The sequence below is a fragment of the Actinosynnema pretiosum genome, assembly GCF_002354875.1.
GTDB lineage: Bacteria > Actinomycetota > Actinomycetes > Mycobacteriales > Pseudonocardiaceae > Actinosynnema > Actinosynnema auranticum.
Map to the genome: position 1 here is coordinate 4,554,139 of NZ_CP023445.1, position 12,203 is coordinate 4,566,341.

A 12,203-nucleotide genomic window follows, 5' to 3' on the forward strand; every position below is an offset into this window, starting at 1 on the left:
CCTGTTCGAGTCAACTCAGGCCACAAGGCCGCCTAGATCGTTTTCTTTTCTGGGCCACCCAGTACGGTTCCACGAAGCAGAGGGCACGGACCGCAGGAGAGGCGCATGGGAGAGCAGCTCGACCTATTCGAGGCGTCGGTCTCCGCTGTGGGCTACCTCTTCCAACTGCGCAAGCGCTGCTGTTCTGCATCGAGCAGTCCCGGTCAGGGTTGGACTGGAGCGTCGCAGTGGAAGCTGGCGACGACATCGAGGTCCGACATGACACCGAGCGCGACCTGTGGCAGCTCAAGCACCGGACCCCTAAAACCCGGATCACGGACGCTTCCGCAGATCTGCGGAAGAGCCTGCGGATCTGGGCAACGGAGTGGAACTCACTCGACGGTGGGGCCAATGCACCGAACTTCTCCCTGCTGACTACTGCGGACGCCCGAACGGACAGCGCTGCCTACCACCTCCGCCCACAGGGCCCGGACGGTGTCAGGGATGAAGCAAAAGCGCTCGCGCTGCTCGATCAAGCACGCGCCGACTCCACGAACAAGAGCAACAAAGCGGCCTACGAGGCTTGGGACAAGCTGGACACCACCCAACGACGCGACCTGCTCGCGCGGGTGCAGGTGTTCGACGCCGGGCCCAACATGGAGCAGGCAACGGCGCAGCTGATCGGACTCGCCAGTCTTGCCGTCGGCCACGAGCACGCGGAGGTGTTCGCGGAGCGGTTGGCCGGGTGGTTCCTCCAGCGGGTGGTGACCCAACTGCGCGACCGGTCGGCCGGAGCGGTGACCGGCTTGGAGTTCGACGCGGTGTTCAGCGAACGTCGGAACGAGTTCCGGCCCGGCAACCTGCCCATCGACGACAAGATCGTCGATCTGGACGAGACCGATGGTGAGCACAGGGACAAGACGTTCGTCCACCAACTGCACTTGGCGGGCATGAGCGGTAGGCGCGTTCACCACGCAGTGCGGGATTACCTGCGCGCGTTCACCCAAAGGTCGCGGTGGTCCAGTGATAACCTGCTGCGTCCGGGAGAACTGGGGAAGTGCGAACGCCGCTTGCTGGAGGAGTGGGGGATCCGCTTCGACGCGATGTGCGACGAGCTCGGCGATCAGGCGGCCGAGGAGACGAAGTTACGCGAGGCAAAGTTGATCTACCGCCGGGTGGAGCAGGACGCCCGGTTCGCGATTCGCCTGATCCCGGCCGCAGCCAGGGCGGGTTTTCAGATGTTCCTCAAGTACCACCTGCGCGGCAGGTGCCCGTCGGTGTCCACCCGCCGTGGACTACGTGGAGTGTCCTTGCCCTGGGCACGTCGTCGGACCCGGTAGCGGGCGCACGCGGCACGGCAGTGCCCGCACCGGCATCCCCGTCCTGAGTACCCGGTCAACGTGCCGTGCCCGTCAGGGATCGCACCGGCCTCGACGGCTTGTGGCGTCCCACCCGGCGCACTGTCCGGGAAGGGGAACAGCAGGTCATCCGTCTTCAGACCTGCCTGCTCCACGTAGGTCAGCACGTTCTCCACGACAACCCGGCGTGACAACAACCGGCGATGCTCGCACTCCTTCGGATACGGTTTGACCAGAAACCGCCCACCGGTCGGGTGAAAGCGCGGCTCGACCTCCTCCACCGCCCTGGCCACCGTCAGCAGGCAGGAGCCCGCGTCCAGATCCCCGCGCTCAACTCGACCAGCTCACCCCACCGCACCCCCGACTCGACAGCCAACTCCACCAGCAACCGCCAGCACTCCCCCGGCAGGACGGCGAGCAGCCGGTCCAACTCCCCCGGCTCCAGGACCCGCACCGGTTTCGACGGCACCACCGGCCCCCGGATACCAGCGCACGGGTGCTGCGCGATGACGTGATCCCACAACGCCGTGGTGAAGATCGCGCTGAGCACCGCCCGAGACCGGTGCACCACGTGCGCCGACACACCCCGAGCGCACAAGCGCTGCACGAGCTCCCGCACGTGCAGGTCTGCCGCGTGGTCGCCTCCACCAGGTGCGAGGGCAACCACACCACGCTCACGTGCCGCCCGAACGACTGCCGAGCACTCCGCGCATCCGCGAACCGCCCCGAACCCACATCCACCTCGGCACGCCGCCACGCGCGATCAGCATCCCGCACACGATCGAACGTCCCCGCCGACGGGACTTCACCCCGGATGTTGGACACGGGGTTATGCGGCTGGGGTCAGCGTAGCCGGTGTTGGTAGCAGGCTGTTCTCGTGGTCGATCGGGGACATCTGGCCGAGGTGTGAGTGGCGTCGTCGGATGTTGTAGCGGTGTGCCCAGCCGAATACCGCAAGCCGCGCTTCCCTTGCGCTGCCCCAATTCTGGGCGCCTTGCAACGTCTCGCGTTTGAAGGAGGCGTTGAGGCTCTCGGCGGCGGCGTTGTCGGCGGAGCTGCCGATCGCGCCCATGGACCGGGTGACCCCGGCGGCCCGGCATGCCTCGGCGAAGGATGTGGCGTCGTATTGGGCTCCGTGGTCGCTGTGGAAGATCGCCCCGGCCAGGCTGCCGCGTGTGCGCTGCGCCGCGCGCAGGGCGTCGAGGACCAGTTCGGTGCGCATGTGGTCGGCCACGGCCCAGCCGACCAGGCGGCGCGAGCACAGGTCCATCACGGTCGCGAGGTGGAGGAAGGTGCCGTCGGCGATCGGCAGATAGGTGATGTCGCCGACGTAGCGGGTGTTGGGCTCCTGGGCGGTGAAGTCGCGTTCGAGCAGGTCGGGGGCCTTGACGGCGGTGGGGTCGGCAAGGGTGGTGCGGTGCCGACGGCGCAGCCGCAGCCCGGCCAGGCCGATCCCTCGCATCACCCGGGCGACGCGCTTGTGGTTGACGCGGTCTCCGGTGTCGTGCAGTTCGGCGGTGATGCGCGGGACGCCGTAGGTGCCGGCCGACTGGCGGTGGATCACCCGGATGCGGGCGGCCAGACGCGCGTCGTCCGCGACGCGGGAGGCCCGGTCCGAGGCGGTGGCCTTCCAGTGGTGGTAGCTGGACCGGGCGATCCCGATGACCTGGCACAACCGCTTCACGCCATGGTGGCGCCGGTGATCGTCGACGAACTGGAAGCGGTTCACCAGCGCGTCTCGCCCGCGAAATACCGGGCCGCCTTGCGCAGGATGTCGCGCTCTTTTTCCAGTTCGCGGATCCGCCTGCGCAGTGCGGCGTTCTCGTCCTCCGGCGAGGCCGGAGCCGGGGCGCTCGCGGCGGTGGGTGCCCCGGTGCGTTGTGCGTCGTCGAGGCGGATCCAGTTGCGCAGCGTCCCGTGGTTGACCCCGAGGTCCTGGGCCACCGATTTGATCGTCGTACCGGGTCGGGACCGGTAGAGCGCGACCGCCTCGGCCCGGAACTCCTGCGGGTAGTGCTTCATCACCATCTGAACGGGACTCCCGTCCACCCGGATCGTCAGGATCCAAGTGTGTCTGGTGTCCAACATCCAGGGGCAAGTCTCGTCGGCGAGGTCACCGGTCACCGTGGACACCACGGGAAGCGCGGGCGGGTGGAACTCGATCCCCTCCAGGGTCGCGCGGAAGCGGTCGAGCATCGGGTCCATCAGCGGGGAGTGGAAGGCGTGGTTCACCGCGAGCGCGCGGACCGGCGCCCCGGTGACGTCGGTGATCAGGGCGCCGACCGCGCGGACCGCCTAGGCCGGGCCCGCGATCACCACGGCGTCGGGACCGTTGACCGCGGCGATCACCACGTCGTCGCGCAGCAGTGGGGTGACGTCGCGCGCGGAGGCGCGGACGCGCGCCATCGCGCCGCCTTCCGGCAGCTCAGCCATCAGCGCGCCGCGCGCGGTCACCAGGCGCACGGCGTCCGGCAGGTCGAGCACACCGGCGACGTGCGCGGCGGCGATCTCGCCCACCGAGTGCCCGACCAGCACGTCGGGGCGGAGACCCCAGGACTCCAGCAACCGGTGCAGGGCGACCTCGACGGCGAACAGGGCGGGCTGGGTGGTCCTGGTGCGGTCGAGGTCGGTCCCGTCGCGGACGGCCCCGAGGAGGTCCAGGCAGGCCAGCTCGCACACCTCGTCGAACGCCGCGGCGTACGCGGGGTGCACCTCGCGCAGCCGCAACCCCATTCCGACCCGCTGGGCGCCCTGGCCCGCGAACGCGAAGCCCAGGGTCGAGCCGTCACCACGGCCGCTGATCTCCCGGTCTCCCACGAGGACGGCGCGGTGGTCGAGTTCGGCGCGCGTGGTAGCGAGCGACCACGCGACGTCGGCCGGGTCGGCGTCCAGTTCGCGCAGCCGGGCGACGGCCGCGGTGCGGGCCTCGGCAGATCGCGCCGACACCGGCCACGCGAGCACGGGCGCGGTGGTCGCGGCGACCTCCGCCTCGCCCCCCGGCGGTTCGGCGACGACGACGTGGCAGTTGGCGCCTCCCATGCCGAAGGAGCTGACCCCGGCGACCAGCGGCAGGTCGGGGCGCGGCCAGGGCTTGGTCTCGGTCACCACCGAAAGCCCGAGCCCCGGCAGGTCGATGGCGGGGTTGGGGGTGGTGAAGTTGAGGCTGGCGGGGAGCGTCCTGTACCGCACGGCGAGCACGACCTTGATCAGGCCCGCGATCCCGGCTGCGCCTTCGAGGTGACCGATGTTGGTCTTGACGGAGCCCACTGGCAGCGGCGCGGCCAGGTCCCCGAGCGCGGCGCCGACGGCGGTGGCCTCCACCGGGTCTCCGACGGGGGTGCCGGTGCCGTGGAGCTCGACGTACTGCACCTGCCCCTCGGTGCCCGCGCGGCGGTGCGCGGCGCGCAGGAGCTCGGTCTGGGTGCCGGGATCAGGAGCGGTCGGGGTGGCCCCGGCCCCGGTGGCCACAGCGCTTCCCCTGATCACGCCGAGCACCCGGTCCCCGTCTGCCAAGGCCCGGTTCAGCGGCTTGAGCAGCACTGCCCCGCCGCCCTCGCCGCGCACGTAGCCGTTGGCGCGCTCGTCGAAGGTGTGACAGCGCCCGTCCGGGGACAGCGCGCCCCACTCGTCGGAGATCGTGCTGCTGGCGCGCAGCAGGGCGAGGCTCACGCCCGCGGCCAGGGCGGTGCCGGACTCCCCGGAGCGCAGGCTCTCGCAGGCCAGGTGCACGGCGACCAGCGAGGACGACTGCCCGGTGTCCACCGTGATGCTGGGGCCGGTGGCGCGCAGGAAGTACGACAGCCGATTGGCGATCATGTTGCGGTGCAGACCGGTCATGGCGTGCCCGGAGCGCAGCGCGGAGGGCGTGCGGTGGACGATGTGCGCGTAGTCGTCCCAGGTGGTGCCGACGAAGACCCCGAGCGCGGAGCCCTCGACCGAGTGAGCGGGCACCCGGCCGTTCTCCAGTACCTCCCAACCGAGTTCCAGCAGGAGCCGCTGGCGGGGGTCCATCAGCGCGGCCTCGCGCTCGCCGATGCCGAAGAACGCCGGGTCGAAACCGTCCACGGAGGACAGCAGCGCGCCCCAGCGGGCCGGGCCTGTCGCGCCCGGCCAGCGGTCGCGCACGTCGCGCACCGCGCTGCGCCCGTTCACGAGCAGATCCCAGAAGGCCTCGGGGCCGTCGGCTCCGGGGAACCGGCAGGCGACGCCGATCACCGCGATGTCGTCGGCGGAATGGACCGGATCAGGGCAGCGCTGGTCAATCATGCATTTCCCCGCATCGAGTCGTGGAAAGACCCCGGAAGTCGGCGCGGAAAACCCCCAGGATTTCCTGGCACCGATCGCCAGCCCCCAGCGGTGGCGATGATTCGAGTGTGAATCTCCGTCCAGGAGCCCTCAACCCCTGCTTAACCCTTACACCCGATCGCAGCAGGTTGTGATCCACGACGTAGCGCATTGGCCAGACGCGGTGCAATAGCCCGTCCGCGTCTTGGCGACAACGCGCCGACCACTCGCGGTCAACCACCTCCTCCACCGTTCAGGGGACAAAAAGGGCGCCACCGAAATGGTGGCGCCCGAGTCTGGACGAACCGGCGGGAGGAGCCGCGCTCGTGGTGGGCGCGGCTCCCGCGCGCGGTGGCGGGCGGACCGCCGCCGACCCGCGGGCCTGCGGCGAGCAGGTCCGACGATCAGTAGGCGACCGCGAAGTGGGCGCCGGGGTGCGCGTTGCGCTCCGCCTCGTCGACCACCGCGATCGCGAAGTCGGCGTAGGAGATGCGACTGACCCCCTCGGCGTCGGCCAGCAGGCCGGTGTCGCCCGAGCGGTAGGAGCCGGTGCGCGGGGCGTCGGGGAGGAACTCCATGGCGGGCACGACCACGGACCAGGTCAGCTCCGAGGGCGCGGCGCGCAGCGCGTCGAGGCCCGCAGCGTGCGCCTTGGCGAAGCCCGCGAACTGGGCCGGGAACTCGGGGGTGTCCATGGCGCGCACGCCGGGCGCGACCTCAAGGTAGGCCGACAGACCGATGCCCACGAGCCGGGCGCCGGACCCGGTGATCGCGCCCGCCAGCGTCGAGGACGCGGAGGAGTAGAAGTCCTCGACCCCGTCGCCCTCGCCGGGCGCGACGGCGTTGACCACCACATCGGCGTTCCCGACCAGGGGCGCGACCTGGCCTCGGTCGGTCACGTCGGCGGAGACGACCTCGACGCCGTCACCGGCCAGATCGGCGTGCTTGTCCACGTCCCGCACGGCGGCCACCACCTCGTGCCCGCGCCGCACCGCCTCGGCCACCACCGCGCGCCCCGCCTTGCCGCCCGCGCCGAACACCACGATCCTGCTCATCGGCAGAACTCCCTCACCAGAGATCACAACAACCGGGCCACCGTAGCCAGAGCGGCGGTTACCACCGGGAAACCTGACTACGCTGCGGACATGCCCGATCGCACCGAGCACTTCGACCCGGTCTGCCCGTCGCAGATCGCGCCCATCAGGGTCGGCGACAAGTGGACGGCCCTGATCCTGACCCTGCTCGCATCGGGCCCGATGCGGTTCAACGACCTGCGCGCCGCCATCAGCCCGGTGACCGGCAAGGTCCTGTCGGTCGCGCTGCGCGGCTTGGAGCGGGACGGCTTCATCACGCGCACGGAGCACCGGGACCCGGTTCGCACCGTCAGCTACGGGATCACCGGACTCGGCCGCACGCTGCTGCCCGCGATCGAGATGGCCAGGGCGTGGGCGGAGGAGCACCTCGCGGCGGTCCTCGACGCCCAGGACTCCTACGACGCGGCGAATCGGTCGACGAAGACCGGGTGAACCACGCTTCGGCCGACATTCCTAACCCCGCACGCGAAAATCCGGAACCACCTCCCACGCGATAACCGATCACCAGCGGTGACCTCGGGCGCGCCGCCCGAGTTTCGGTCAATGTGATCCACGACACGAAGCCCTGGTCAACGGAGAGCTTTACGACTCGAAACCCGTCGGCATCGTGAAAGCGAGTTACGGGCGATGGCGTGCATCGAAGCCCGCTTCCCCGCAACCACCGGTGTGCCTGGGGGCCAGGGTGATCTTAATTCCCTTACCATTTCCACACCTGGGGAAACATGTCCGTTTTGAACCGTAGGCGGTTATTAGCCGGTCTGGGCGGAGTCGCCGCGGCGGGCGCGGGTTCGCTGATGACGGGCACGGCCGTCGCGGCGCCCGAGCAGCCGGTGGGGACGACCGACCTGCACCCGCCCGACCCGGTGACCATCGGTCCCGACGACCGGCGCTAGGCCGACTCGCTGCAGCGCGGGTACAACCGCCGCTTCGTCGGCGCGCCGGAGGCCGTGCGCGTCGTCGGCACGACGGCGCAGGTCGTCACCGCCGCGATGCGCTCGGTCACCTTCGACACCACCCGCCAGGCGTTCTGCGTCGAAGCGGGCATCACCCTCGGGGAGCTGTACCGGGAGCTGGACTGGGGTTGGGGGGTCACGATCCCCGGCGGTTCCTGCCAGTCGGTGGGCATCGGTGGGCACGCAACCGGCGGCGGCTTCGGGATGCTGTCGCGCCAGCACGGCATGGTCGCCGACCACGTGGAGGCCGTCGAGGTGGTGACGGTCGGCTCCAACGGCACCGCCAAGGCCACCATCGCCTCGCGCTCCGCGAACGACCCCAACCGCGAGCTGTGGTGGGCGCACACCGGCGGTGGCGGCGGCAACTTCGGCATCGTCACGCGGTTCTGGCTGCGCAGCCCCAACGCGACCGGCTCGAACCCCACGACCCTGCTGCCCCAACCGCCGCGCGCACTGGCCAACACGATCCTCACCTGGCAGTGGTCCGCACTCGGCAAGGCCGACTTCGTCCGGCTCCTGGGCAACTACGGCGCCTGGCACGAGCAGAACAGCGCGCCGGGCGCCGCCGCGACCAAGCTCTTCTCCTCGCTCGGCGCGTCGCGCAAGGAGTTCGGCGTGGTCTCCGTGGTCGCCCAGGTCGACCCGACGGACAGCACGGCCAGCGGCCTGGTCGCCCCGTACGTCAACGCCCTCCGCTCCGGGGTCTCCGCGACGCCCTCGGTGACCTCCACGGGGCCCCTGCCGTGGCTGACCACCGTGCTGAACATGCCCACCGTGGCAGCGGCCTACGGGATCACCGGTCCACTGCGCTAAGAGCAAGGGCGGCCTGCTCAAGACCCGCTTCTCCGACGCGCAGGCGAGCACCGTCCACGACCACCTCAACTCCAGCGGGCGCCTGGCTGCTCGTGCTCACCGCGCCGACGATCGCGCTGCCGCCGGTGGGAGGTCTGCTGATCCGACGCGTCGGCGTCCAGACCGTGCTGGTAGTCTCGGTCCTGCTGTGCGCGGCGGGCACCGCCGGGCTGGTCCTGCTCGGCCCCGGCAGCACCCTGGCAACCCTGGCATTGCCGCTGCTGGCGATCGGCACCGGCATCGGCCTCCCCTCCGGCCACCTGGACCGGTTGGCGGTCGGAGAGGCGGGTGAGTACCGCCGGGGCGCGGCTGCGGCTCTGTTCAACACGGTTCGCCTCAACAGCGAGAACATCGGCATCGCGGCCGTGGGCGCCGCAGTGGCCGTGCTCAGCCCAGCCGGGCTGGCGGGCGAGGAGTTCACCACCGCGCTGCGGTCGATCGCCCTGGTGCTCGCCGCGATCGCGCTGGCGACGGCGGTGCTGCTGGTCGTGGTCAACCGGAGGTCCTCGCCCCCGGTCGAGCACGGCGCGGAGCCGGTCCGGGCACCGGACGCCGCGGGCAGCGCGGGTTCCGCTGGCTGACGTTCCCAGGGCGGGCCCTGGTGGAGCAAGTGGCCGCGGAACACCTCCGGAGCCCCGTCCTCGATCAACCACGTCTTCTGCGCTCCGACCCCGCAGCCACCTGCCCAGGACTCGACCGCGTCCACTGCGAGTCGGCACGTCCCCGCGACCACAGCACTCCAGCCCGGCACGGCGATGTCGGCGGTCGGGCACGGCGTCGCGGTTCCGGGAGAGCCGAGCCGGCGACCATGGAGAACGGTGACGGCGGACGTGCTGCCCGGCGTGTTCTGCCCAGCGGCCACGGGTATCGCCGCGCAGCAGGACGTGCGGCCGGTAGGTCGGGGGCCGGGTGCGCGAGCGCGAGGTCGCCTGGCGCGTCAGGGGATGCGGCGTTCTCCTCTTGGTGCCTGAAGCGCGAACGAGCAACAGGCCGGCTCCTTGCTATCAACATACGGTCGGACGTATTCTCTGAAAATGGGTACCGCAGCCTCTCCCCTCACCGAAGAGACCGACCCGTTCTGCCTGCGCACCGAGGACGCCGCCACCCTCCTCGCAGGCGCGCCCTGGAAGCGATTCGCCGTCGTCGGCGACAGCCTGTCTGCGGGCACCGGCGACCGGCACCCCGGCTACGGGCCGCTCGGGTGGGCCGACCGGGTCGCCGAGGTGCTGCGGCGGGTGCAGCCCGATCTGGCCTACCTGAACACCGCGGTGGTCGGCGCGACCACGGCCGAGGCGTTGGCCGGGCAGGTGGAGTCGCTGCTCGCGTTCGGGCCGGACCTGGTGCACCTGCCGTGCGGGGCGAACGACCTGGTTCGCCGCGTTCCCGACTACGCCGCGATCGAGCGCGACCTGCGGGAGCTCTACGAGCGGGCCGCCGCCACGGGGGCGCAGTTGACCACCTTCACGCTCGGCCGGGCCTACGTGGTGCCGGTGTTCCCGGACTGGGGTGAGCGGGTGGTGCGGGTCAACGAGATCACGCGGGCGCTGGCCGCCGAGCACGGGGCGCTGGTGATCGACATGTGGGGGCACCCGGTGAACGACCGGGCGGACCTGCTCAGCGCGGACCGGATCCACTTCTCCACCTCGGGTCAGGCCGTCATGGCCGCCGAGGTGGTCAAGGCGTTGGCGGGGCAGGTGGATCGGCGCTGACCGGGCCGGGGTGGGGTGGACCGGCCCGGTCGCGGGCGGTCACCAGGAGCGCACGAGGCAGTACCTGCTCGACGCGGGCTCGAAGCGCGGCTCGTCGTCGTTGACGCCCTCGGCCGCGGCGCGCAGCTCGGGGCCCGGCCCGACGCCCAGCTCCTCGTGCAGCACCCGCGCGGCGCCCCGGTAGGCCTCCACCGCCTCGGCGTAGCGGTCCATCCGCCGCAGCGCCAGGATGTGGCGGGCCCGCAGCGTCTCGTTGAGGGGCTCGTCCGCGATGAACGTCCTGGCGTTGAGCACGACCTTCTGGTTGTGCTCCAAGGCGATCCACGCGTCGATCAGGGTCTCCCTCGCCGCGGCTCGCCACCGGTGCAGCTCGTCGGCCGCGGCGGCCACCAGCGGCCCGTCCAGTGCGTCGAGCAGCGCGTCCCCGCGCCACAGCGCGAGCGCGTCCTCCAGGATGGTCGCCACCACCGACGGCGCGCCGGGCGCCAGGTCCAGCGCGCGCACCACCAGGTCCACGAAGCGGTGACCGTCCACCGCGGTCCGGTCCAGGTCCAGCCGGTAGCCCGCGCCCACCGTCCGCAGCATGTCCGCCTGGCCGCAGTGCCGCGCGAGCCACCGGCGCAACCGGGCCACGTGGGCGTGCAGCGCGTTGGTCGCGTCCCCGGTGGTGCGGAGCAGGTCGAGCTCCTCGATCAGCTCGTCGCGCCGCACCTCGCCGTTGGCGCGCAGCGCGAGGAGCGCGAGGATGCTCCTCAGCTTCGCCCCGCTCAGCGTCGCCTCGACGTTCCCGAACCTGGGCCGCAACGGGCCGAGAATACCGATATCCGCGACAGTCATCCCCGTAGTCCTTCTGATTCGGAACCGCGCTCCCGCCGGTCGGGAGAGCGGTGCGGTGTGGATTCACCGGTACGGAGAACCCCGGCCACCGCGCGGTGGCGCCGTTCGGCCGATCGCCGGGCTGCGAGAAGAGCTGTGGCCTCCCGACTGCGAATTCGACGAAGTTCGGGGGAAGCGTATACGGGCAGATCAGCGACAGGACAGCCACTTGTTCGAGTAGGCGCTGACCGTCCGATCGGGTAGGCCCAAAAGGACAGCGCGCGCCCTTTCCGGTGAAATCTTCCGAAAGTCTTGACAGTCGACTCCGACAACCAGGGGAAAGCGGTTCGGCGCGCCGTTCACGGGTGCGGGACCGACGAAGTCGGGACGCTGTTCCCGAAACGCCTTCCCGCGCGGCGGAGCGGCATTCCAAGCCCTCGGCCGGCCGCGGCCGAGTAGGATGGGCGCCATGGACGGCGCGTCGGGGCAGGACACCGGGACCGGTGGGATCGCCGCGCCCGCGGAGCGGCAGCCGATCACCGACAAGCGGCTGCTGCGGGGCGCCCGCACCCGGCGGGCCGTGCTGCGCCACGCCGTGGACGTCGCCTCCCTGGAGGGCCTGGAGGGCCTGAGCTTCGGCAGGCTCGCCGCCGACACCGGGATGAGCAAGGCCGGGGTGCAGACCCTGTTCCGCAGCAAGGAGATCCTGCAACTGGCGGCGGTCGAGCACGCGCGCGAGATGTTCGTCGACGCGGTGATCAGGCCCGCGCGCTCCGCGCCGAGGGGCGCCGAGCGGCTGCGCGCGCTGATCGAGCACTGGATCGTCTACGCCGAGACGCCGCTGTTCGCGGGCGGCTGCTTCCGGGCGGCGAACCTCGCCGAGTACGACAGCAGGCCGGGGCCGGTGCGCGACGCGCTGTTCCGCGACCAGCGGGTGTGGGTCGGGGTCATCGCGGGCGAGCTGCGGCACGCGGTGGAGTCCGGCGGGATCGCCGAGCTGGACGCGGACCTGGTGGCCTTCCAGATCGACGCGCTGCTGTGCGCGGTGAACACCGCCCTGCGCGTGGGGGACGACAGCGCGACGGACAAGGCGCGCCGCGTGGTCGAGGGGTTCCTGGCGCCACCGCGGTGACCGCGGGCCCCCGGCGGGACCCGCGG

Annotated in this window: 11 protein-coding genes; 6 read left to right on the forward strand and 5 right to left on the reverse strand. The window is 71.3% G+C overall.

Annotation, left to right across the window (positions count from 1 at the left end):
* Nucleotides 1-227: 227 nt before the first annotated feature.
* Nucleotides 228-1,319, forward strand: coding sequence for an ABC-three component system protein (locus tag CNX65_RS19460; protein ID WP_096495027.1), 1,092 nt, complete (start codon nt 228-230; stop codon nt 1,317-1,319).
* Nucleotides 1,320-1,632: 313 nt separating this feature from the next.
* On the opposite strand, the gene CNX65_RS19465 is transcribed toward CNX65_RS19460, so the two are convergent.
* From CNX65_RS19465 to CNX65_RS19480, 4 genes are all read right to left on the reverse strand, one after another.
* The gene (locus CNX65_RS19465) at nt 1,633-1,920 is read right to left on the reverse strand and encodes a site-specific integrase (protein WP_157767731.1); all 288 of its coding nucleotides are present in this window, start codon (nt 1,918-1,920) and stop codon (nt 1,633-1,635) included.
* Nucleotides 1,921-2,166: 246 nt separating this feature from the next.
* Nucleotides 2,167-3,365 (reverse strand): IS3 family transposase gene (locus tag CNX65_RS19470; protein ID WP_096497876.1). Its coding sequence is split into 2 segments (ribosomal slippage): nt 2,167-3,083 and nt 3,083-3,365, totalling 1,200 coding nucleotides; the frame shifts between segments, so codons are not numbered across the junction.
* Between the two features lie 267 nt (nt 3,366-3,632).
* A complete protein-coding gene (locus tag CNX65_RS19475; RefSeq protein WP_096495029.1) occupies nt 3,633-5,603 on the reverse strand; it encodes a type I polyketide synthase in 1,971 nt (656 codons plus the stop codon).
* Nucleotides 5,604-6,025: 422 nt separating this feature from the next.
* Nucleotides 6,026-6,676: an NAD(P)-dependent oxidoreductase gene (locus CNX65_RS19480; RefSeq protein WP_096495030.1), complete on the reverse strand. Its 651-nt coding sequence runs from the start codon at nt 6,674-6,676 to the stop codon at nt 6,026-6,028.
* 90 nt (nt 6,677-6,766) lie between these two features.
* Between CNX65_RS19480 and CNX65_RS19485 the strand changes: the two genes are divergently transcribed.
* The 4 genes from CNX65_RS19485 (at nt 6,767) to CNX65_RS19500 (ending at nt 10,229) form a co-directional block, all read left to right on the forward strand.
* Nucleotides 6,767-7,147, forward strand: coding sequence for a winged helix-turn-helix transcriptional regulator (locus CNX65_RS19485; RefSeq protein WP_096495031.1), 381 nt, complete (start codon nt 6,767-6,769; stop codon nt 7,145-7,147).
* Between the two features lie 515 nt (nt 7,148-7,662).
* Nucleotides 7,663-8,481, forward strand: coding sequence for an FAD-binding protein (locus CNX65_RS19490; protein WP_096495032.1), 819 nt, complete (start codon nt 7,663-7,665; stop codon nt 8,479-8,481).
* 92 nt (nt 8,482-8,573) lie between these two features.
* Nucleotides 8,574-9,101 (forward strand): MFS transporter, encoded by a 528-nt coding sequence (locus CNX65_RS19495; RefSeq protein WP_096495033.1) that lies wholly within the window; start codon nt 8,574-8,576, stop codon nt 9,099-9,101.
* 453 nt (nt 9,102-9,554) lie between these two features.
* Nucleotides 9,555-10,229, forward strand: coding sequence for an SGNH/GDSL hydrolase family protein (locus tag CNX65_RS19500; RefSeq protein ID WP_096495034.1), 675 nt, complete (start codon nt 9,555-9,557; stop codon nt 10,227-10,229).
* A gap of 39 nt (nt 10,230-10,268) precedes the next feature.
* Here the strand turns inward: CNX65_RS19500 and CNX65_RS19505 are convergent, their stop codons facing one another.
* Nucleotides 10,269-11,066 (reverse strand): AfsR/SARP family transcriptional regulator, encoded by a 798-nt coding sequence (locus tag CNX65_RS19505; RefSeq protein ID WP_096495035.1) that lies wholly within the window; start codon nt 11,064-11,066, stop codon nt 10,269-10,271.
* Between the two features lie 448 nt (nt 11,067-11,514).
* On the opposite strand from CNX65_RS19505, the gene CNX65_RS19510 reads away from it, so the two are divergent.
* Nucleotides 11,515-12,177 (forward strand): TetR/AcrR family transcriptional regulator, encoded by a 663-nt coding sequence (locus tag CNX65_RS19510; protein WP_232519913.1) that lies wholly within the window; start codon nt 11,515-11,517, stop codon nt 12,175-12,177.
* Nucleotides 12,178-12,203: the final 26 nt, after the last annotated feature.